Origin of the sequence: Streptomyces sp. NPDC048002 (assembly GCF_040653275.1) — a bacterium.
Lineage (GTDB): Bacteria > Actinomycetota > Actinomycetes > Streptomycetales > Streptomycetaceae > Streptomyces.
This window is the reverse complement of the sequence record NZ_JBEZNL010000066.1, coordinates 1-20,105: the sequence shown is the minus strand read 5'-3', so window position 1 is coordinate 20,105 and position 20,105 is coordinate 1. Positions and strand designations below refer to the sequence as shown.

Here is a 20,105-nt window from a genome sequence, read left to right as displayed (position 1 = left end):
ACGACTGATCCACCACGGAGAGCCATCTCACTGAGACATGCGCGCCCAGAGTGAGACAATGATGTCTCACATGGGCTAGAGTCGTCTCATGGCTGTCGATCGTGACCACGTGCTGCGCAGCGCGGCCGCCCTGCTCACCCGGAAATCCACGTCCACCATGGACGAGGTCGCCAAGGCGGCCGGGATCAGCAGGGCCACGCTGCACCGCCACTTCGCGGGCCGCGACGCCCTCGTCCGCGCCCTGGAGGCGCTGGGCATCGAGGAGTGCGGCGCCGCCCTCGACGCGGCCCGCCTCGACGAGGGCAGCGCGACCGGGGCGGTCCGCAGACTCGTGCGCGAGATAGAGCCCGCGGCCGGGCTGCTCGCCTTCCTCTACACCGAGAACCAACTGTTCGAGGGCGAGGAGCAGAACGCGGGCTGGGCCCTGCTCGACAGCCGGATCGCCGCGCTGTTCCGGCGCGGCCAGGAGTCCGGCGAGTTCCGCATCGACCTCACCCCGGCCTGGCTCACCGAGGCGCTCTACGGCCTGATGGCCTCCGGCGCCTGGGCGGTCCAGGAGGGCAGGGTCGCCGCCAACGATTTCACCCACATGATCGTCGAGCTGCTGCTCGGCGGCGCACTTCGGAGAGAGGAACCATGACCAGCACCCTGCAGGCGGCGAACCCGGACGAGGCGGTGAAGCGCCCCGGCCGCTGGCTCGCGCTGTCCGTCCTCGTGCTCGCCGTGCTGCTGGTGGCCGTCGACGCGACCGTCCTCGGTCTCGCGACCCCCTACATCACCGAGGACCTCCAGCCCTCCGGCACCCAGCTGCTGTGGATCGGCGACGTCTACTCCTTCGTCATCGCCGGTCTGCTGGTCTCGATGGGCAGCCTCGGCGACCGCATCGGCCGCAAGAAGATCCTCCTGGTGGGCGCCACCGCGTTCGGCGCGATATCCGTGCTGAACGCGTACGCGACCACCCCCGAGCTGATGATCCTCGCGCGGGCGCTGCTCGGTGTCGCCGGTGCCACCCTGATGCCGGCCACGCTCGCCCTGATCCGCAACCTCTTCCACGACCCGCGCGAACGCAGCCTCGCCGTCGGCATCTGGGGCGCCACGGCGTCCGCCGGTACGGCCGTCGGCCCCATCGTCGGCGGATTCCTGCTCGAACACTTCTGGTGGGGCTCGGTCTTCCTGATCAACCTGCCCGTGATGGCGGTGCTGGTCGTGGTCGGCGTCAAGACCCTCCCGGAGTCCCGCAACCCCGAGCCCGGCCCCTGGGACCTGCCCAGCGTGCTGCTGTCCCTGGTCGGCATGATCGGCCTCGTCTACGCGGTCAAGGAGCTCGCCTCCCACGGGGCGGCCTGGGAGCCGCTGGCCGTGGGCGTGCTGGGCGCCGCGGCCCTGTACGGCTTCGTACGCCGCCAGTTGACGCTGCCGACCCCTCTGCTGGACATGCGGCTGTTCCGCCGACGCGGCTTCAGCGGCGCGGTCCTCGCCGACCTGCTGACCGTGCTCGGCATGTCCGGCCTGGTCTTCTTCCTCTCCCAGTACCTCCAGCTCGTCCAGGGGCGCGGCCCCTTCGAGGCGGGTCTCGCGGAACTCCCCGCGGCGGTCGGCGCGGTGGCGGCGGGCCTGGCGGCCGGACGGGCGGCGCGCCGCTTCTCGGTGCGCGCGGTGGTCTCCGGCGGCCTGGCGGCGGTCGGTCTGGCGCTGGGTGCCCTGACGGTGCTGGACCAGTCGACGGGCTACCCGCTGCTCGGCGCGGCCCTGCTGGTCGTCGGCATCGGCGCGGGCTTCTCGTTCACCGTGACGGCGGACGTGATCCTGTCCTCCGTACCGAAGGAGCAGGCGGGTTCGGCGTCGGCGGTGTCGGAGACGGCGTACGAACTCGGCGCGGCCCTGGGCATCGCCGTGCTGGGCTCCATCGTGACCGGCGTGTACCGCGACTTCGCGGGTCCGTCCGGCACGCCGCGGGAGGCGCACGAGTCACTGGGCGGCGCGGTGGAAGCGGCCGGCACCATGCCCGCGGAAACCGCCGGGACCATGCTCGACGCGGCCCGCCAGTCCTTCGTGGACGGCCTCGCCTTCGCCTCGGGAGTGGGCGCGGCAGTACTGCTGGCGGCAGCAGCAGCGGCCTGGTTCATGCTGAGAAACCAGCAACTGGAGACCCACCCCTGACCCCACCGACCGGCAGCCGACCACCCTCAGGGGCGCGGGGAACTGCGCGACCAACCCCCACCGGCCGGCCGTCCCACCAACCTCGGGGGCGCGGGGAACTGCGCGAGGAACCCCCACCGGCCGGCAGCCGACCAACTACCGGCCGCCCCACCACCCTCAGGGGCGCGGGGAACTGCGCGACCAACCCCCACCGGCCCCCGCCGAAGAACAACCCGCCTCCCGCCGACCCGGGGTCGAAAACCTACGCCGCCGCCTTCGCCTTGGTCGCGTACATGTCCACATACTCCTGCCCGGACAGCCGCATGACCTCCGCCATCACGGAGTCGGTCACGGCCCGCAGCACATACCGGTCCCGGTCCATCCCCTCGTACCGCGAGAACTCCATCGCGGGACCGAACCGCACCCCCACCCGACTCGGCCGCGGCATCCCCGCCCCACCGGGCTGGATCTTGTCCGTGCCGATCATCGCGAACGGCACGACCGGCGCGCCGGTCATCAGCGTGAGCCGCGCGATACCGGTCCGCCCCCGGTAGAGGCGTCCGTCGGGGGAGCGGGTCCCCTCGGGGTAGATCCCGAAGACCCGCCCCTCCTCCAGGATCCGCCGCCCGGTCATCAGCGCCGCGACCCCGCCCTTACCGCCGTCCCGGTCGACCGGGATCATGCCGACGCCGGTGAAGAACCAGGCCATCAGGCGGCCCTTGAGCCCCTTGCCGGTGACGTACTCGTCCTTGCCGATGAAGAAGACCTGCCGGTCGCAGACGAGCGGCAGGATCATCGAGTCGATGAACGTCAGGTGGTTGCCCGCGAGGATCACGGGACCGTCGCCCGGGATGTGCTCCACGCCCTCCACCCGGGGGCGGAACATCAGGCGCATGATCGGTCCGAGCACTGCCTTGATGAGCGCGAAGCGGGACAACGGGCCCTCCGGTGTCGAGTCGAGTCCAGGGGAGTCGAGGGGGCGGACAAGTCTGTGCAGGTGAGGACGATACTCGCGGTCCCCGGCGTCGCGCACATCGGGTTCACCGAGGCCTTACGCACTGTTGACGCTGGTTTACCTGCGACGCCGTGCCGCCGCCCGCCGGAAACCCGCCCGGAACGGTGTGACCGACATCGCGCCGACCCCTCCACAAGGCGTCCGGGAGCCAGCCGGTCGGCATCCGGGAGTCAACCGGTCGGCGTCCGCCCCACGACTACCCTGAACCATGCGCCCGATGCCGACGGCCCGTCAGAAATCCGTCCCCACCGGTCATCCGGAGTCACCCCCGTGTTCGGGCGGGGGTCTCCCGCCGGTCACGCGCGCCCCCCTACCATCGGCCCGCACCGAAGAGCCGAGGCCGGGAGGACGCTCATGGGAACGCAGGATCAGGGGCCGGACGAGCAGGCGCGCGGTACCGGACGGCGGGCGCTGCTGGGCGCGGCCGTACTGGGCGCGGGCGGCGCGGTCCTCGGACTGTCAGGCCCGGCCCACGCGTCGGGCACCGGGCACGGGGGCGGGGGCGGCGGCGTGAAGAGCCTGCCCGTGCCGACGATCATCGGCCACCGCGGAGCCAGCGGCTACCGCCCCGAGCACACGCTCGCCGCATACCAGCTCGCCCTGGACATGGGCGCGGACATCGTCGAGGCCGGTGACCTGGTCCCCACCAAGGACGGCCATCTGGTCTGCCGCCACGAGCCGGAGATCGGCGGCACCACCGACGTCGCCGACCACCCCGAGTTCGCCGGCCGGAAGACCACCAAGCTGCTCGACGGGGTCGCCACGACCGGCTGGTTCACCGAGGACTTCACCCTCGCGGAGCTGAAGACGCTCCGGGCGGTCGAGCGCATTCCGGCCAACCGCCCGCACAACACCCTCTACAACGGCCGCTGGGAGATCCCCACCTTTGAGGAGGTGCTCCGCTGGCAGGAGGAGCAGACCCGCAAGCGAGGCAAGCAGGTCTGGATCTACCCCGAGCTGAAGCACCCCACCTACTTCCGCAAGCTGGGCCTCGGTCTGGAGGAGCGGATCGCCAAGGTGCTGCGCAAGCACGGCCGGAACCGGTGGAACTCGCCGGTCATCGTCCAGTCCTTCGAGCCGACCAGCATCCAGCGCCTGAACAAGCTCATCGACAACCCCCTCGTCGTGCTGCTCTCCGGCGCGGCCACCCGGCCCTACGACTTCGTCGAGACCGGCGACCCGCGGACCGTCGCCGACCTGGTCAAGCCGGCCGGGCTGCGCGAGATCGCCTCCTACGCCCAGGGCATCGGTCCGACCCTCGACCTGGTCATCCCGAAGGACGCGGGCGGCAACCTCACCCAGCCGACCACGCTGGTCGCCGACGCGCACAAGGTGGGCCTGGTCCTGCACCCCTACACGCTGCGCAACGAGAACCCCTTCCTGCCCGCCGACTTCCGCAAGGGCACCGACGCGGACGCCTACGGCGACGTCTTCGGCGCCTACCGGACGTACTTCGCCACCGGTATCGACGGCGTCTTCACCGACCAGCCCGACACCGGACTGCTGGCCCGCGAGGACTTCGTCAACAGCTGAGGCATATGCCCCGATTGGAGTGAGGAACGGCCGCCCGAGCAACCCGTCGCCCCGGCGGCCGCGTCGTGCCGCACATGACGCACGATCTCCTCCTTGCCCTGCGCCCCCTGCTCACCGCCGAGGCGTCGGCCGAGGCGCACGCCTCCGGAACCGAGCCCGCCGACCTGGAACAGGCGGTCTGGCTGCGCCTGCTGGAACTCCTCGACGTCCAGGGCCCGCCCGTCGACCCCGAGCGCTGGCTCCGCTCGGCCGTCCGCTCCGAGGCCCGCCGCAGCCGCCGTACCACTCGCCTCGAACGTCCGTACGCCGTCGAACCCGCGGACGAGGCCGGCCCCGGCCCCGAGGGGCTCGCGCTGCGCGCCGCCCGCCACCACGCCCTGCGCGCCGCCGTCCGCCGGCTGCCCGGCCGCTGCCCCCGCCTGGTCGAGGCTCTGCTCTCGCCGAGGGACCTGACATACCGGGAGATCGCGGGGGAGTTGGGTATCTCACAAGGCAGCCTTGGGCCGGAACGCTCCAGATGTCTGGGTTGTCTTCGGCGATTGCTTGCGCCGGAGGTTGCGGCTCACGGAGCACGGGGATAGGAGTGAGGGACAACAGGCGATCAGGTGAGCGGGAGGCGTGCGCACATGGGCATGAGCGTGACCATCTCTGCGGCGACCGAGCAGGACGCGGAGCAGATCTTCAAGTTGCAGTACCTCTGCTTCCAGAGCGAGGCGGCCCTGTACGGCAACTACCGCATCGACCCGCTCGTCCAGACCATGGACTCCGTGCGTGAGGAGGTCGCCGGGGACTGCGTCTTCGTGGCCCGGCTCGGCGACGAAGTGGTCGGTTCGGTCCGCGGCTCGCTCACCGAGGACGGCGCCGCCGCCATCGGCAAGCTCTGCGTCCACCCCCGCCTCCAGGGCCACGGCATCGGCGCGCGGCTGCTCCGGGCCGCCGAGTCCGCGCTCGCCGAGGAGCGCGGCGCCACCCGCTTCCGGCTGCACACCGGCCACCGCAGCGAGGGCCCCCTGCGCCTCTACCGCAAGGTCGGCTACACGGCGGTGGGCACCTCCGAGGGCACGGACGGCGTACCGATGATCGTCCTGGAGAAGGCGGCCGGGGCGTACGCGGCTACCGCGTGACGGCGCCCGCCCTGCGCAGCCAGTAGATCGCCGAGAGCGGCAGCAGTACAGGGATGAACAGGTACCCCATGCCGTAGTCGGACCAGACCGTGGAGTCGGGGAACGCCGAGGGCTCCAGCAGCGTCCAGGTGCCGACGACCAGGACACCCGCGAGTTCGGCGGCGCAGCACACCAGCGCCGCCCTGCGGGCCGTCTCGCCGCCCCTGACCAGCGTGTACGTGATGAAGCCGTAGACCAGGCCCGCCACCGCCGAGAGCGAGTAGGCGAGCGGGGCGTGGTCGAACTCGGTGGAGATCTGCACGGCCGAGCGCGACACCGCGCCGACCACCATCACGCCGTACAGCCACACCAGCAGCATCCCGGGCCCGCTGATGAGCCGCTGCCGCTGTTCCGGCTTCTCCTGCTCCTGCTCCTGCGCCGCGGGCATGTCAGCCTCCCCAGATGTCATAGAGCCGCACCTCCAGCACCGCCAGCACCACGGCGCCGGCCGCGACCGTGAGCGAACCCCACTTCGTCCGCTCGGCGAGCGACATGAACCCCGCCGCCGGCACACAGGCGAAGGCGCCCAGCAGATAGGCGACGAAGATCGTCGTGCCCTGCTCGGGGTCCTCGCCGCGCGCCAGTTGCACGATCCCGACGACCAGTTGGACCAGCGTCAGCGCGGTCACCACGGCCATGCCGATGAAGTGCCAGTCCTTCGTCGGCTCGTCGCGGTACGCGGCGAAGCCGCACCACGCGGCGAGCAGCAACGCGGCGACGCCGGTCACGAGCGTCAGGGCATCAAGCATGGAGCGACCCTATTACGGGCCAAAAGGCCAGGTGCGGCCGCCCCCGGCGGGCGCCGTAGGGTCGAGGCCATGCACATCCACGCCGAAGCACTGCTGTTCGACAACGACGGCACCCTCGTCTCCTCCCTCGCCTCCGTCGACCGCTGCTGGACCCAGTGGGCCGGCGAGTACGGCATCACCGCCGAACAGTTCGCCCGTATCGAGCTGCACGGCCGCCCGGCCGCCGAGATAGCCGCCGACCTGCTGCCCTCCGACATCGTTGCCGAGGCCGTCGCCCGGATCGAGACGCTGGAGGTGGAGGACGTCCCGAACGACGGCGTGGAACTGCTGCCCGGCACCCGGTCCTTCCTGGACTCCCTGCCCGCGGACCGGTGGGCCGTGGTGACCTCCGCCACCCGCAGGCTGGCCGAGGCCCGCCTCGACGCCGTGGGCGTCCTGCCCAAGACGCTGATCGCGGCCGACGACATCACCCGCGGCAAGCCCGACCCCGAGCCCTACCTCCTGGCCGCCCGCCGGCTGGGTGTCGACCCGGCCCGCTGCGTCGTCTTCGAGGACGCCCCCGCCGGCCTTCAGGCAGGTCGCGCCGCGGGCATGACCACCGTGGCCTTGGCCACAACCCACCGGGCCCACGAACTCGACGCCGATCTGGTCGTGAACGACCTCTCGGCCTTGTCCGCCCTGGTCACCGACCGGGGCGTGGAGATCTCCGTCCGGTCCTGACCGCCCGCCGCCGGGTGTCCACCGCTGTCCGGCATCCGGACAGCGGTTCCCGGTCCGCGCAATACGTCTGCTTTACTGATCGCATGACCACGACGAGCAGCCGCAGCTTTGCGACCGAGGCGACCCTGACGCCCGGTGCTCGTTGTATGTGTCGAATGTGCGCCTTCTAGAGGGCCCCCGCACCACCTCCTGAGCCTCGCGCCCCGAAGCGAGCCGCCACGGCATGTCCGTACGCCTCCAGCCGTACGTGACCAGTTGCCCCGCGCACATCTTTCCTCCCGTACCAGGGCACACCCACGCCCGCGTACTCGACAGTGACGGAAACCCCAGTGATCACCACATCGGGCCTGACCAAGGTCTACCGGACCGGCGGTCGAGAGGTCACCGCCCTCGACGGCGTCGACCTGCACGTCCGCGAGGGCGAGGTGTACGGCGTCATCGGCCAGTCCGGCGCCGGCAAGTCCTCCCTCATCCGCTGCGTCAACCTCCTGGAGCGCCCCACCGCCGGCACGGTCACCGTCGCCGGCCGGGACCTCACCGCCCTCGCCGGCCGCGGCCCCCGCGCCGGCAAGGAGCTGCGGCAGGCGCGCAGCCGGATCGGCATGGTCTTCCAGCACTTCAACCTGCTGTCCTCGCGCAGCGTGCAGGACAACGTCGAACTGCCGCTGGAGATCCTCGGCGTCTCCGGCAAGGAGCGCTCCCGCAAGGCGCTCGAACTCCTCGACCTGGTCGGACTCGCCGACAAGGCCAAGGCGTACCCCGCCCAGCTCTCCGGCGGCCAGAAGCAGCGCGTCGGCATCGCCCGCGCCCTGGCCGGCGACCCCAAGGTGCTCCTCTCCGACGAGGCCACCAGCGCCCTGGACCCGGAGACCACCCGCTCCATCCTCCAACTGCTGCGCGACCTCAACCGCCAGCTCGGCCTGACGGTGCTGCTCATCACGCACGAGATGGACGTCGTGAAGTCCATCTGCGACTCGGCCGCCCTCATGGAGCGGGGCCGCGTCGTGGAGTCCGGCACGGTCAGCGAACTGCTCGCCACCCCCGGCTCGGAGCTGGCCGCCGCGCTCTTCCCGGTCGGCGGCGAGGCCACCGGCGACGACCGCACCGTCGTCGACATCACCTTCCACGGCGAGGCCGCCACCCAGCCGGTCATCTCCCAGCTGTCGCGCACCTACAACGTCGACATCTCGATCCTCGGCGCCGCCATCGACACCGTCGGCGGGCTCCAGGTCGGCCGGATGCGCATCGAACTGCCCGGCCGCTACGAGGACAACGTCGTGCCGATCGGCTTCCTGCGCGAACAGGGACTCCAGATCGACGTACTGGGCCAGGAGCCCGTTCTGCTGAAGGAAGGTGTGTCCAAGTGACCTGGTCCGAGATGCAGCCGCTGCTGGAGCAGGCGTGTTGGGACACCCTCTACATGGTCGGCTGGTCCACGCTCATCGCCGTCGTCGGCGGACTTCCGCTCGGCATCCTCCTCGTCCTCACCGACAAGGACGGACTGCTCCAGAACGTCGTCGCCAACAAGGTGATCGGGCAGGTCGTGAACGTCGCCCGCTCGATGCCGTTCATCATTCTGATGGTCGCGCTGATGGGCTTCACCCGCTCCCTCACCGGCACCACCATCGGGCGCGAGGCGGCCATCGTGCCGCTCGCCATCGGCGCGATCCCGTTCTTCGCCCGCCTGGTCGAGACGGCCGTCCGCGAAGTGGACGGCGGACTGGTCGAGGCCGTGCAGTCGATGGGCGGCAACACCTGGACCATCGTCCGCAAGGTCCTGGTACCGGAGTCGCTGCCCTCGCTGATCGCCTCCACGACCACCACGATCGTCGCCCTCATCGGCTACTCCGCGATGGCCGGCACGGTCGGCGCGGGCGGCCTCGGCGACATCGCCATCCGCTACGGCTACCAGCGCTTCGAGACCGAGCTGATGTGGATCACCGTGGCGATCCTCGCCGTGGTCATCTCCCTTATCCAGTTCGCCGGCGACTACGCGGCCCGCTCCCTGCACCGCCGCGGCGGCCGCTCGGGCCCCGGGCCGAAGCTCCGGCTGCTGAAGGCCTCCGCGGCCACCACCAACACGGCCTGACACGGCCGCGCGGACGGCCCGCCGCGGCCGCCCCGCACCCCCCAAGGACTCCCCGTCCACCCACGACGGGGTCGCACCACCCATAAGGAAAGGCACTTTTCGTGCGTAACACCGCCAAGATCACCACCACCGTCCTGGCCGCCGGAGCCCTCACCTTCGGGCTGACCGCCTGCGGCTCCTCCGACAGCGACTCCGCCTCCTCCGACACCAGCGGCCCGCTGGTCGTCGCCGCGAGCCCCGTCCCGCACGCCGAGATCCTCACCTACGTGAAGGACAACCTGGCGAAGGACGCGGGCCTGGACCTGGAGGTCAAGGAGTTCACCGACTACGTCACGCCGAACACGGCGACGGAGGACGGCTCGGTCGACGCCAACTACTTCCAGAACCAGCCGTACCTCGACGACTTCAACAAGAAGAACGGCACCCACATCGTGCCCGTCGTGACGGTCCACCTGGAGCCGCTCGGCCTGTACTCCAGCAAGGCCAAGAGCGCCGACGACCTCAAGAGCGGTGCCACCGTCGCCGTCCCGAACGACAGCGTCAACGAGGCCCGCGCCCTCAAGCTCCTCGACGCCAACGGGATCATCACGCTGAAGGACGGCGTCGGCAACGAGGCGACCCCCGCGGACATCGTCAAGAACCCCAAGAACCTCAAGTTCAAGGAGCTGGAGGCGGCCCAGACCCCGCGCTCCCTGAGCGACGTGGACGCGGCGGTGATCAACGGCAACTACGCCATCGAGGCCGACCTCAAGCCCGCCGAGGACGCCCTCGTCCTGGAGTCCGCGGACGACAACCCCTACGGCAACTTCCTCGCCGTCAAGGAGGGCAACGAGAACGACCCGCGCGTCAAGAAGCTCGAAGAGCTGCTCACCTCGCCCGAGGTGAAGAAGTTCATCGAGGACAAGTACGCCGGCTCCGTCATCGCCTCCTTCTGAGCGGAGCGACCGATGCGCAAGACCGTCATCCCCGCGGCGGCCGCCGCGCTCGCGCTCTCCCTGACGGCCTGCGGTTCGGGTTCCGGTGACGGCGCCGGCGACGGCGAGGGCACTCTCGTCGTCGGCGCCACCGCCGTCCCGGCCGGCGAGGTCCTGTCCTACATCGAGGACAACCTCGCCGAGGACGCGGGCCTCGACCTGGAGATCAAGGAGTTCACGGACTACGTCCTGCCGAACACCGCCCTCCAGGAAGGCTCGCTGGACGCGAACCTCTACCAGAACGAGCCCTACCTGGACGACTTCAACGCGTCCCAGGGCACCGACCTGGTCCCGGTCGTCGACGTCTACCTGCCGCCCATGGGCGTCTACTCCCAGCAGGCCGCCGACGTCACGAAGCTCCCCGACGGGGCCACCGTCGCGGTGCCCAACGACACCACCAACGAGGGCCGAGCCCTGCAACTCCTCGCCGCCGAGGGCGTCATCACGCTCAAGGACGGCGCGGGCACGGACGCGTCCCCCGCGGACATCACGGCCAACCCCGGGAACCTGAAGTTCAAGGAGCTGGAGCCCGCCCAGCTGCCGCGCTCGCTCGACGACGTCGCGGCGGCCGTCATCAACAACAACTACGCCCAGGACGCCGGACTCAGCCCCACCGAGGACGCCATCCTGCTGGAGTCGGCCGAGGACAACCCCTACGCCAACCTCCTCGCCGTCAAGAAGGGCAACGAGGACGACCCCCGGGTCGAGAAGCTCGTCGACCTGCTCACCTCGCCCGAGGTGAAGAAGTTCATCGAGGACGAGTACCGGGGTTCCGTCATCCCGACCTTCTGAACATCGCACCGCGCCACGGGTCCGCCCTCGTCGAACAGGGCGGACCCCGTGGTGCGGTTCGGTGCTTTCATGCTGCATGCTGGGCAGTTCAGCAGGCTGACGTTTTCGAAGGTTACGGAGCGGCGCATGACGAGCACCTTCCCCAACATCTCCATCAGCACGGAGCGGTTGGTGCTGCGTCCCCTCGACGAGGACGACCTGCCCGCCCTGACGGAGATGATGAACGACGAGCAGGTGGCCGCCTGGACGGACGTGCCCCAGCCCTTCACCGAGGCCGGAGCGCGCGCCTGGATCGGTGAACACGCCTCCGCCGAAAGGGAGTCGGGGCGAGGACTCGATCTCGCCGTCACCGAGTTCCTCACCCAGCGCCTGGTCGGCGTCGTGCGGCTCTCCAAGACCAACTGGCACGTCCGCGCCACCGAGTTGGCGTACATCATCGCCCCCTGGGCCCGCGGTGAGGGCTACGCCTCCGAAGCCGCCCTCGCCACCGCCCAGTGGCTCTTCGGCGACCAGAAGTTCGAGCGCATCGAACTGCGCACCGCCGCCGACAACACCGCCGGCCAGCAGGTCGCCCAGAAGATCGGCTGCATCAGCGAGGGCGTCCTGCGCAACGCGTGCATAGCGCACGTCCGCGCCGACGACGGCACCTGGGCCGACCTGCGCACCGACTTCATCGTCTGGAGCCTGCTGCCGGAGGACCTGGAGGGAGCGGCGGACCAGCTGGCCGATCACGGCGGATTCGGCTCGTACTCCGACTGGAACTGACCCCGGCCGGTCGGGATAGTCTCGGGCTGCCCCGTCCACCTGCGCAAACCCCTGGAGACTGACGACGATGGCCGACCGGGTCACGGTGATCGGCTGGGACGGCTCGCCCCTGACCGCCGCGGCGCGCGGCGCGCTCGGCGCCGCCACGCTGGTGGCCGGTGCCGCGCACCATCTGGAGCTGCCCGAAGTACCGCCCGGGGCGGAGCGCGTCCGGCTCGGCAGCGTCGCCCTCGCCGCCCGCCGGATCGTCGCCCACCGCGGCACCGCTGTGGTGTTCGCCGACGGCGACCCCGGCTTCTTCGGCGTGGTGCGCACCCTGCGCGCGCCCGAGTACGGCCTTGAGGTCGAGGTCGTCCCCGGCGTCACCTCGGTCGCCGCCGCCTTCGCCCGCGCCGGCATGCCCTGGGACGACGCGCAGGTCGTCGTCGCGCACCGGCGCACCCTGCGCCGCGCGGTGAACGTGTGCCGGGCCCACCCCAAGGTCGCCGTCCTCACCTCGCCCGGCGCCGGCCCCGCCGAACTCGGCCTGCTGCTGGAGGGCGTCCACCGGACCTTCGTCATCTGCGAGGAACTGGGCACGGAGCGCGAACAGGTCTCCGTCGTCACCTCCGACAAGGCCGCCGACCACACCTGGCGCGACCCCAACGTCGTCATCGTCATCGGCGGCCCCGCCCCGGTGGTGGAGGACGGCGGCTGGATCGCGGGCCGCGACCACGCCGCCGGCCCCCGCGGCTGGACCCTGCCCGCCGAGACCTACGGCGGCCTCATGGGCGAGGGCGAACTGGAACCGCTGCGCGCGGCCCAACTGGCCCGGCTCGGGCCCCGCGTCGGCGACCTGGTGTGGGACATCGGCTGCGGCAGCGGCGCCTTCGCCACCGAGGCGGCGCGGGCCGGGGCCGCGGTCATCGCCGTCGACAGCGACCCCCGGGCCTGCGAGCGCACGGAGGCCAACGGGCGCGCCCTGGGCGTCCAGCTCCAGGTCGTGCAGGGCACCGCCCCGCACGTCCTGGAGGACCTTCCCGAACCCGATGTCGTCCGGGTCGCCGGCGGGGGAGCGGCGGTCGTCTCCGCGGTCGCCGACCGCCGACCGCAGCGCATCGTCACCCACGCCTCCACCCGGGACGAGGCCGAGATCATCGGCCGTGACCTCACCGAGCACGGCTACCGCGTCGAGTGCGCGCTCCTGCAGTCCGTCGAACTCGACACCCGGGCCTGGACGGAGACCGAGCGGAGCGTCGCGTTCCTGCTCAGCGGCCTCCTGCCGGACAGAACGCCCTGACGTCCGAAGGCGTCCCCGTGATCCTGTTGTCGTACCGCGCGCGGTAGGCTGGCCGATCGTTGCACCGCACTCGGACGCCCGACGCTTCGTAGGTCAATGTCCGGAAAACACGACCGTTTTGGGGCGGGTGTGGTACGGCAGAACCGGAGGACGCGCAACGTGGCGCAGTCCACAGCGGGCTCGTTGCGGATGAAGCTGTCGTGACGGGGGAACGGCCGCGACAATGCCAGTTAATGGCTTTGTCGTCTTTGTGGACGGGTCGTTCGTGCCGCTGGGCACACACGCTCGTTCTTCTCTACGGGGCGGTCGGTGCGCCGCTCCGGTGAGCTGGTCGTAGAAGCACTAACCGATGGGCGAGGGGTACGCATGACCGACACCGGCCAGGTTCCGGGCGAGGGACTGCCGGAGAACGCAGGCATGGTGGAGCAGCCGGGCGTCCCCGGCGCGTACACCTACCTCTCCGAGACCACCGCCGAGGACGAAGACCTGCTGCTCCTGCCCGGCGCCCAGAGCGCGTGGGGCAACGAGGTCGCCCCGCCCGCGCCGGAACCGGTCGTGGAGGCCCTCCACGAACCCGGTGCCCACGAGATCTCCGGCCGGGACAGCGGCTCGGTCGACCTCAGCGCGGTCCGCAACCCGGCCCCGGTGCCGCCGACCGCTCCGCGGCGCCCGCTGCACCTCGGCCCGCCGACCCCCGACGCCTCCGCCAGCCCGGTCCGCTCCCTCGCCGACCGCGGCGCGGTGGGCGCGCCGGTCCGGCAGCCGGCACAGCCTGCCCCCGGCCCCGAGTACCTGGACATGCTCCAGCCGCAGCCGGCCGCGCCGTGGGGCAGCCCGGCCCCCGCTCCCGCCCCCTCGCCCCTCGCGGCCCCGGTCGCCGTCGAGGCGCCGGCTGCCGAAACGGTTGTTCCGCAGGTCGCCCCGCAGTTCGCACCGCCGGTGGCGACGGCCGCAGGCCCCCTGGACCCGGCGCAGGCCGCCATGGCCCGCCTCACGACCGAGGCGGTCGCCGTGGCCCGGCCCGAGGAGGAGCCCGCGCTCGGGCACACCGCCCCGGAACCGCAGGAGGACGGCACGGCTCCGGTCGTTGCGGCTCCGGCCGAGGCGTCCGCGCCCGGCGGCGACTCCGCCGACGGGCCGGGGAACGGCCACCCGGCCGCACCGGCGGCGGAGGACGCGCAGCCCGTAACGCCCGTCGAAGCGGCGCAGCCCGCCGGGCCCGCGCAGGTCCCGGCGCCCGATTCCGAGGCCGCCCAGCCGGTCCCCCCGCCCGCCGAGCCGCCCGTTGAGCCGGGCACCGATGCCGACGGCGCGCACCCGGACCTCGCCCCCGCCGCCTCGCCCGCCGCCCCTGCCGCCTCCTCCGAGGCGCCCGCCCCGCAGGCACCGGTCGTCGAGGCCGGCGCGGCGGTCGCCGCGGAAGCCGTGGTGGCGGACGTGGACGTGCCCGTGGACGTGCCCGTGGAGGACGCCGCGGCCGAACCGCCCGCGGCCGTCGAGCAGACGGGCCTTGAGCAGACAGCCCCCGAGCATGACCTCGCGGAAGCCGCGGCCCCCGCGGCGCCCGCGGTCGCTGAGCCCCCGGCACCCGGGCCGGCGCACGCCGAGCCGACCGCCGTGTCCGAGCCGGCCGCGGAGCCTGTCGCCGTGCCTGAGCAGCCCGCCGAGCCTGTCGCCGTGTCCGAGCAGCCCGCCGAGCCGACCGTCGCTCCCGAGCAGCCCGCCCACGAACACGCCGCACACGACGTCACCGCCCCTGACGTCCCGGCCCCCGACTTCGCCGCCCCTGACGTCGCCATCCCCGACGTCGCCACGCCCGACGTCACGGCCGCCGATCCCGCCCTGATCGTGGCCGAGGAACCCGCCCCGGCAGAGGAAGCGCCCGTGGCCGAATCACCCGTACCCGAGGCCGCGCCGTCCGAGACGGTCCTGCCGAGGCAGCACCCCGAGCACCCCGAGCCCGCCGAGGCTCCCGCGGATCCCGCCGCCTTCCCGGACGCGCCCCCGGCCGACCTCGCGGAGCCCGCCCTCCCGGCGCAGGCCGCCGCCCACGCGCCCGAGCCCGCCCCGCAGCCGGCCGAGGCGGCCGCCGCCGAGGAGCCGCAGGCCCCGCCGCAGCCGTACGTCGCCGACCCCGCCGGTCCCCAGCTGCAGCCGTCGTACGTCGCCGCGGCCCCGGACCAGCCGCTGGGGCAGTTCGTCGCCGTGGACGGTCAGGTGCCGACCACCCCGCACCTCGCGCCGACCCCGCCGCAGCCGATCGTCCTGCCCGCGGCCGAAGGGCTCCCGGTGCCCGCCCCGCGCGAGGGCGACCCCGGACTCGTCCAGCACGCGGAGGACCTGGACACCCGGGCCGCCGACCAGGAGGAGGGCACGGCCGAGCCACGACAGTCCGCGGGCCCCGCGGCGCCCGGCTACGACGACGCCGAGCGCGAGGCCGTGCTGAAGGTCATGCGCGAGCGCCGTGACATCCGCAACGGCTTCCGCAGCGACCCCATCCCGCACGAGGTGCTGCTGCGCGTACTGGAGGCAGCCCACACGGCCCCCTCGGTCGGCCACTCCCAGCCCTGGGACTTCGTCGTCATCCGCTCCGCGGAGACCCGGCGGACCATGCACGAACTGGCCATGCGCCAGCGCGACGCCTACGCCAAGTCGCTGCCCAAGGGCCGGGCCAAGCAGTTCAAGGAACTGAAGATCGAGGCCATCCTCGACACCCCGGTGAACATCGTGGTCACCGCCGACCCCACGCGCGGCGGCCGGCACACCCTGGGCCGGCACACCCAGCCCCAGATGGCGCCGTACTCCTCCGCCCTCGCCGTGGAGAACCTCTGGCTCGCCGCCCGCGCCGAGGGCCTCGGCGTCGGCTGGGTCAGCTTCTTCGACGAGCGCGAGATGGTCCGCACCCTCGGCCTGCCCGAGCACCTGGAGGTCGTCGCCTACCTGTGCGTCGGGTACGTCGACGAGTTCCCGGACGAGCCCGAGCTGATGCAGGCCGGCTGGTCCAAGCGCCGCCCGCTGTCCTGGGTCGTGCACGAGGAGACGTACGGCCGTCGCGCCCTGCCCGGAGAGGACCCCCACGACCTGCTCGCCGAGACCGTCGCCCAGATCCGCCCGCTCGACGCCAAGGCGCTCGGTGAGGCGTGGGAGCGCCAGAAGCGGATGACCAAGCCGGCCGGCGCGCTGGGCATGCTGGAGATCATCTCCGCGCAGCTGTCCGGCCTGTCCCGCCAGTGCCCGCCGCCGATCCCGGAGCCCGCGGCCGTCGCGATCTTCGCCGGCGACCACGGAGTGCACGCCCAGGGCGTGACCCCCTGGCCGCAGGAGGTCACGGCCCAGATGGTGGCCAACTTCCTCGGCGGCGGCGCGGTCTGCAACGCCTTCGCCGGCCAGGTGGGCGCCGAGGTCTGCGTGGTCGACGTCGGTGTCGCCGCCGACCTCCCCGCCACTCCCGGCCTGCTGCCCCGCAAGATCCGGGCCGGCACCTCCGACATGACCACCGGCCCCGCGATGACCCTCGACGAGGCCAAGCAGGCCATCGAGGTCGGCATCGAGACGGCCCGCGACCTGGTCGCGGCCGGCAACAAGGCGTTGCTCACCGGTGAGATGGGCATCGCCAACACCACCGCGTCCGCGGCCCTGATCTCGGTCTTCACCGGGGCCGACCCGGCCGAGGTCACCGGCCGCGGCACCGGCATCAACGACGAGACCCTCGCCCGCAAGACCGAGGTCGTGCGCCGGGCCCTGGAGGTCCACCAGCCCGACCCCGCCGACCCCATCGGCGTGCTGGCGGCGATCGGCGGCTTCGAGCACGCCGCCATGGTCGGCCTGCTGCTGGGCGGCGCCTCCCTGCGCACTCCGGTCATCCTGGACGGCGTGAGCGCCGGCGCCGCCGCCCTGGTGGCGCGCGCCATCGCCCCCGAGGTCCTCGCGGCCTGCATCGCCGGCCACCGCAGCGCGGAACCCGGCCATGTCGCCGCGCTCAACAAGCTGGGCCTGCGTCCGCTGGTCGACCTCGACCTGCGGCTCGGCGAGGGCACGGGCGCCCTGCTCGCCCTGCCCCTGGTCCAGAGCACGGCACGGGCGATGCACGAGGTGGCCACGTTCGACTCCGCCGGGGTCACCGAGAAGTAGGCCGCGCCCCAGGGACCCGGGAGCAGTACCCCGGGTCCCCGCCGGCCTGTCGTCACGTTCCGTCGCGCCGTGCGTCCGCAGGCCCCTCGGCCCCGGCCGCACTCGACCGAGGGGGCCCACGACGCCGCCGGGACCGCTCCCCTCGGATGACGGGAGTGTGACGCCAGGCCACGGGCACGCCCTGCCCAGCCACCGGACACCCGGTGCCCCCCGGCCCGCCGCCCCGTAAAATCCGCACGTCAGGGCCCCGCACCGCCGCACCAGAGGAGCCACACCCTCATGGCCGAAAACCCCGTCTACCCCGTTGGCCTGCGCCTCACCGGCCGTCGGGTCGTCGTGCTCGGCGGCGGCCAGGTCGCCCAGCGCCGGCTCCCCGCCCTGATCGCGGCGGGCGCCGACATCACCCTCGTCTCGCCCGAGGTGACCCCCTCGGTCCAGGCCATGGCGGACGCGGGCGAGTTCACCTGGGAGCGACGCCCGTACGAGGAGGGCGACCTCGCGGACGCCTGGTACGCCCTGATCGCCACCAGCGACCCGGAGGCCAACACCACCGCCTCCGCCGAGGGGGAGCGCAACCGCGTCTTCTGCGTCCGCTCCGACGACGCCGAGGCGGCCACGGCCTGGACCCCCGCCACCGGACACAGCGAGGGCGTCACCGTCGCCGTGCTCACCACCGACAGCCGCTCCCGCGACCCCCGGCACACCGCCGCCGTCCGGGACGCGGTCGTCGAGGGCCTGCGCGACGGCACCCTGGTCGCCCCCCACTTCCGCGCCCGGACCCCCGGCGTCGCCCTGGTCGGCGGCGGCCCCGGCGACCCGGACCTGATCACCGTCCGCGGCCGGCGCCTGCTCGCCGAGGCCGACGTGGTCATCGCCGACCACCTGGGCCCGCGCGACCTGCTCACCGAACTGCCCTCCAGCGTCGAGGTCATCGACGCGGCCAAGCTGCCCTACGGCCGCTTCATGGCCCAGGAGGCCATCAACAACGCCCTGATCGAACACGCCAAGCAGGGCAAGTCGGTGGTCCGCCTCAAGGGCGGCGACCCCTACGTCTACGGCCGTGGCATGGAGGAGCTCCAGGCGCTCGCCGAGGCGGGGATCCCGTGCACCGTCGTCCCCGGCATCTCCAGCTCCATCTCGGTGCCGGGCGCCGCCGGTATCCCGGTCACCCACCGAGGGGTCGCGCACGAGTTCACCGTGGTCAGCGGTCACGTCGCCCCGGACGACGAGCGTTCCCTGGTCGACTGGCCCTCGCTCGCCAAGCTGACCGGCACCCTGGTGATCCTGATGGGCGTGGCCACGATCGGGAAGGTCGCCGCGACCCTGATGGCGCACGGCAAGTCCCCGGACACCCCCCTCGCCCTCATCCAGGAGGGCACCACCAGCGCCCAGCGCCGGGTCGACGCCACCCTCGCCACCGTCGCCGAGGTCGTCGTCGCGCGGGAGGTCAAGCCGCCGGCGGTGGTCGTCATCGGCGACGTCGTCAAGGTCGGTCCGGCGACCTTGCCGTAACCCGAGGTAACTCATCCCCGCCGGAGCCGTTGGCACCGCACGCACGACAAGGCAGTATCACCCTGTGGCCGATCTCATCACCGTCGACGATCCCGACGACCCGCGCCTGAGCGACTACACGGGCCTGACCGACGTGGAACTGCGCCGCAAGCGCGAACCCGCCGAGGGCCTGTTCATCGCGGAGGGCGAGAAGGTCATCCGCCGGGCGAGGGACGCCGGCTACGAGATGCGCTCGATGCTGCTCTCCGCCAAGTGGGTCGACGTCATGCGCGACGTCATCGACGAACTCCCCGCCCCCGTCTACGCGGTCAGCCCGGAGCTGGCCGAACGCGTCACCGGCTACCACGTGCACCGCGGGGCGCTCGCCTCCATGCAGCGCAAGCCCCTGCCCACGGCGGCCGACCTGCTGCGCACCGCCCGCCGGGTGGTGATCATGGAGTCGGTCAACGACCACACCAACATCGGCGCCATCTTCCGCTCGGCCGCGGCCCTCGGCATGGACGCGGTGCTGCTCTCGCCGGACTGCGCCGACCCGCTGTACCGGCGCAGCGTCAAGGTGTCGATGGGTGCCGTCTTCTCCGTGCCCTACGCCCGCCTCGACACCTGGCCCAAGGGCCTGGAGTCGGTCCGCGAGGCCGGCTTCGAGCTCCTCGCGCTGACTCCGGACGAGAAGGCCGGCTCCCTCGACGAGGCCGCCCCGCACCGGATGGACCGGGTCGCCCTGATGCTCGGCGCCGAGGGCGACGGCCTGTCCCGTCAGGCCCTGGTCGCCGCTGACCAGTGGGTCCGCATCCCGATGGCCCACGGCGTCGACTCCCTGAACGTGGGCGCGGCCGCGGCGGTCGCCTTCTACGCGGTGGCGACGGGCCGCCCCGAGGCGTAGCCACCGCGGGTCGCCCGGGGCACGCGGCTACCGCGGGCGTCCGGGGGCAGCTGCTACCGCGAGGCGTCCAGGGCCGACTCGTACCGCATGGACAGGACCGGCCCGTCCGGCGGGGTGTACCCGGGCGACGGCGGCGCCGAGCGCTCCTCGCGCACGACACCCCGCTCGTCCCCGAGGCCCCGGTCGGGGCCCTGACACCCCTGGGCGGCGGCGATGCCGAGCGCGACCAGCAGCGTCACCACGACGAAGACGAACAGCCGCTGCCGCAGCAACTGCGGGTTGGCGGGCCGGCGTCCCGTGCCCGTGGTGCGCGGCGCGGGCCGCCCGGCGCCGCTGCGCGGCGCGGTCCGCCCGGTGCCAC

Annotated in this window: 18 protein-coding genes and 1 pseudogene; 15 read left to right on the top strand and 4 right to left on the bottom strand. The window is 72.6% G+C overall.

The features are described 5' to 3' along the window. Positions 1–88: 88 nt before the first annotated feature. Positions 89–640 (top strand): helix-turn-helix domain-containing protein, encoded by a 552-nt coding sequence (locus AB0E07_RS38675; protein WP_362262832.1) that lies wholly within the window; start codon positions 89–91, stop codon positions 638–640. After that, entirely contained in the window at positions 637–2,160 is a 1,524-nt protein-coding gene (locus AB0E07_RS38670) for an MFS transporter (protein WP_362262830.1), read from the top strand. The genes AB0E07_RS38675 and AB0E07_RS38670 overlap by 4 nt, the downstream gene beginning before the upstream one ends. Positions 2,161–2,401: 241 nt before the next feature. Here AB0E07_RS38670 and AB0E07_RS38665 read toward each other — a convergent pair whose 3' ends face one another. Beyond that, the gene (locus AB0E07_RS38665; RefSeq protein WP_362262827.1) at positions 2,402–3,076 is read right to left on the bottom strand and encodes a lysophospholipid acyltransferase family protein; all 675 of its coding nucleotides are present in this window, start codon (positions 3,074–3,076) and stop codon (positions 2,402–2,404) included. Positions 3,077–3,508: 432 nt separating this feature from the next. On the opposite strand from AB0E07_RS38665, the gene AB0E07_RS38660 reads away from it, so the two are divergent. The 3 genes from AB0E07_RS38660 to AB0E07_RS38650 all read left to right on the top strand — a co-directional run bounded on the left by AB0E07_RS38660 (position 3,509) and on the right by AB0E07_RS38650 (position 5,811). Beyond that, the gene (locus AB0E07_RS38660; protein WP_362262825.1) at positions 3,509–4,687 is read left to right on the top strand and encodes a glycerophosphodiester phosphodiesterase; all 1,179 of its coding nucleotides are present in this window, start codon (positions 3,509–3,511) and stop codon (positions 4,685–4,687) included. A gap of 74 nt (positions 4,688–4,761) precedes the next feature. Then, a complete protein-coding gene (locus AB0E07_RS38655; RefSeq protein ID WP_362262822.1) occupies positions 4,762–5,268 on the top strand; it encodes a sigma-70 family RNA polymerase sigma factor in 507 nt (168 codons plus the stop codon). 45 nt (positions 5,269–5,313) lie between these two features. Beyond that, a complete protein-coding gene (locus AB0E07_RS38650) occupies positions 5,314–5,811 on the top strand; it encodes a GNAT family N-acetyltransferase (RefSeq protein ID WP_362262820.1) in 498 nt (165 codons plus the stop codon). Here AB0E07_RS38650 and AB0E07_RS38645 read toward each other — a convergent pair. Both AB0E07_RS38645 and AB0E07_RS38640 read right to left on the bottom strand, forming a co-directional pair. Continuing rightward, the gene (locus tag AB0E07_RS38645) at positions 5,801–6,238 is read right to left on the bottom strand and encodes a hypothetical protein (protein ID WP_362262818.1); all 438 of its coding nucleotides are present in this window, start codon (positions 6,236–6,238) and stop codon (positions 5,801–5,803) included. The two genes, AB0E07_RS38650 and AB0E07_RS38645, sit on opposite strands and share 11 nt — an antisense overlap. Position 6,239: 1 nt before the next feature. Beyond that, the gene (locus AB0E07_RS38640; protein ID WP_362262815.1) at positions 6,240–6,599 is read right to left on the bottom strand and encodes a hypothetical protein; all 360 of its coding nucleotides are present in this window, start codon (positions 6,597–6,599) and stop codon (positions 6,240–6,242) included. A gap of 69 nt (positions 6,600–6,668) precedes the next feature. Here AB0E07_RS38640 and AB0E07_RS38635 point away from each other — a divergent pair, with 69 nt between their 5' ends. From AB0E07_RS38635 to AB0E07_RS38590, 10 genes are all read left to right on the top strand, one after another. Then, positions 6,669–7,319, top strand: coding sequence for an HAD family hydrolase (locus tag AB0E07_RS38635; RefSeq protein ID WP_362262812.1), 651 nt, complete (start codon positions 6,669–6,671; stop codon positions 7,317–7,319). 329 nt (positions 7,320–7,648) lie between these two features. Continuing rightward, on the top strand, positions 7,649–8,686 hold the full coding sequence (locus AB0E07_RS38630) for an ATP-binding cassette domain-containing protein (RefSeq protein WP_362262810.1): 1,038 nt from the start codon (positions 7,649–7,651) through the stop codon (positions 8,684–8,686). Next, the gene (locus AB0E07_RS38625; protein ID WP_362262807.1) at positions 8,683–9,408 is read left to right on the top strand and encodes a methionine ABC transporter permease; all 726 of its coding nucleotides are present in this window, start codon (positions 8,683–8,685) and stop codon (positions 9,406–9,408) included. Before AB0E07_RS38630 ends, AB0E07_RS38625 begins: the two co-directional genes overlap by 4 nt. 101 nt (positions 9,409–9,509) lie before the next feature. Beyond that, positions 9,510–10,343, top strand: coding sequence for a MetQ/NlpA family ABC transporter substrate-binding protein (locus AB0E07_RS38620; protein WP_362262804.1), 834 nt, complete (start codon positions 9,510–9,512; stop codon positions 10,341–10,343). A gap of 12 nt (positions 10,344–10,355) precedes the next feature. Continuing rightward, positions 10,356–11,174 (top strand): MetQ/NlpA family ABC transporter substrate-binding protein, encoded by an 819-nt coding sequence (locus AB0E07_RS38615; RefSeq protein WP_362262801.1) that lies wholly within the window; start codon positions 10,356–10,358, stop codon positions 11,172–11,174. Positions 11,175–11,300: 126 nt separating this feature from the next. After that, on the top strand, positions 11,301–11,939 hold the full coding sequence (locus AB0E07_RS38610; protein WP_362262798.1) for a GNAT family N-acetyltransferase: 639 nt from the start codon (positions 11,301–11,303) through the stop codon (positions 11,937–11,939). Between the two features lie 67 nt (positions 11,940–12,006). Further along, complete coding sequence (cbiE, locus tag AB0E07_RS38605) at positions 12,007–13,218, top strand: precorrin-6y C5,15-methyltransferase (decarboxylating) subunit CbiE (protein ID WP_362262795.1); 1,212 nt, start codon at positions 12,007–12,009, stop codon at positions 13,216–13,218. A gap of 366 nt (positions 13,219–13,584) precedes the next feature. Then, entirely contained in the window at positions 13,585–17,349 is a 3,765-nt protein-coding gene (gene cobT, locus AB0E07_RS38600) for a nicotinate-nucleotide--dimethylbenzimidazole phosphoribosyltransferase (protein ID WP_362262792.1), read from the top strand. 279 nt (positions 17,350–17,628) lie between these two features. Then, the gene (cobA, locus tag AB0E07_RS38595) at positions 17,629–18,861 is read left to right on the top strand and encodes a uroporphyrinogen-III C-methyltransferase (protein ID WP_362262789.1); all 1,233 of its coding nucleotides are present in this window, start codon (positions 17,629–17,631) and stop codon (positions 18,859–18,861) included. A gap of 64 nt (positions 18,862–18,925) precedes the next feature. Continuing rightward, positions 18,926–19,744 carry an RNA methyltransferase gene (locus AB0E07_RS38590; RefSeq protein ID WP_362262786.1) on the top strand — a complete coding sequence of 273 codons (819 nt, stop codon included), beginning with the start codon at positions 18,926–18,928 and terminating at the stop codon, positions 19,742–19,744. A gap of 53 nt (positions 19,745–19,797) precedes the next feature. Here AB0E07_RS38590 and AB0E07_RS38585 read toward each other — a convergent pair. Then, positions 19,798–20,105: pseudogene (locus tag AB0E07_RS38585) on the bottom strand (serine/threonine protein kinase); the annotation flags it as partial.

Bases quoted from the DNA above. Each gene is read 5' to 3' on its own strand.
- AB0E07_RS38675 (WP_362262832.1), top strand. From the start codon at position 89: ATGGCTGTCGATCGTGACCACGTGCTGCGCAGCGCGGCCGCCCTGCTC.
- AB0E07_RS38670 (WP_362262830.1), top strand. From the start codon at position 637: ATGACCAGCACCCTGCAGGCGGCGAACCCGGACGAGGCGGTGAAGCGC.
- AB0E07_RS38660 (WP_362262825.1), top strand. From the start codon at position 3,509: ATGGGAACGCAGGATCAGGGGCCGGACGAGCAGGCGCGCGGTACCGGA.
- AB0E07_RS38640 (WP_362262815.1), bottom strand. From the start codon at position 6,599: ATGCTTGATGCCCTGACGCTCGTGACCGGCGTCGCCGCGTTGCTGCTC.
- AB0E07_RS38650 (WP_362262820.1), top strand. From the start codon at position 5,314: ATGGGCATGAGCGTGACCATCTCTGCGGCGACCGAGCAGGACGCGGAG.
- AB0E07_RS38645 (WP_362262818.1), bottom strand. From the start codon at position 6,238: ATGCCCGCGGCGCAGGAGCAGGAGCAGGAGAAGCCGGAACAGCGGCAG.
- cbiE (WP_362262795.1), top strand. From the start codon at position 12,007: ATGGCCGACCGGGTCACGGTGATCGGCTGGGACGGCTCGCCCCTGACC.
- cobA (WP_362262789.1), top strand. From the start codon at position 17,629: ATGGCCGAAAACCCCGTCTACCCCGTTGGCCTGCGCCTCACCGGCCGT.
- AB0E07_RS38610 (WP_362262798.1), top strand. From the start codon at position 11,301: ATGACGAGCACCTTCCCCAACATCTCCATCAGCACGGAGCGGTTGGTG.
- AB0E07_RS38635 (WP_362262812.1), top strand. From the start codon at position 6,669: ATGCACATCCACGCCGAAGCACTGCTGTTCGACAACGACGGCACCCTC.
- AB0E07_RS38615 (WP_362262801.1), top strand. From the start codon at position 10,356: ATGCGCAAGACCGTCATCCCCGCGGCGGCCGCCGCGCTCGCGCTCTCC.
- cobT (WP_362262792.1), top strand. From the start codon at position 13,585: ATGACCGACACCGGCCAGGTTCCGGGCGAGGGACTGCCGGAGAACGCA.
- AB0E07_RS38655 (WP_362262822.1), top strand. From the start codon at position 4,762: ATGACGCACGATCTCCTCCTTGCCCTGCGCCCCCTGCTCACCGCCGAG.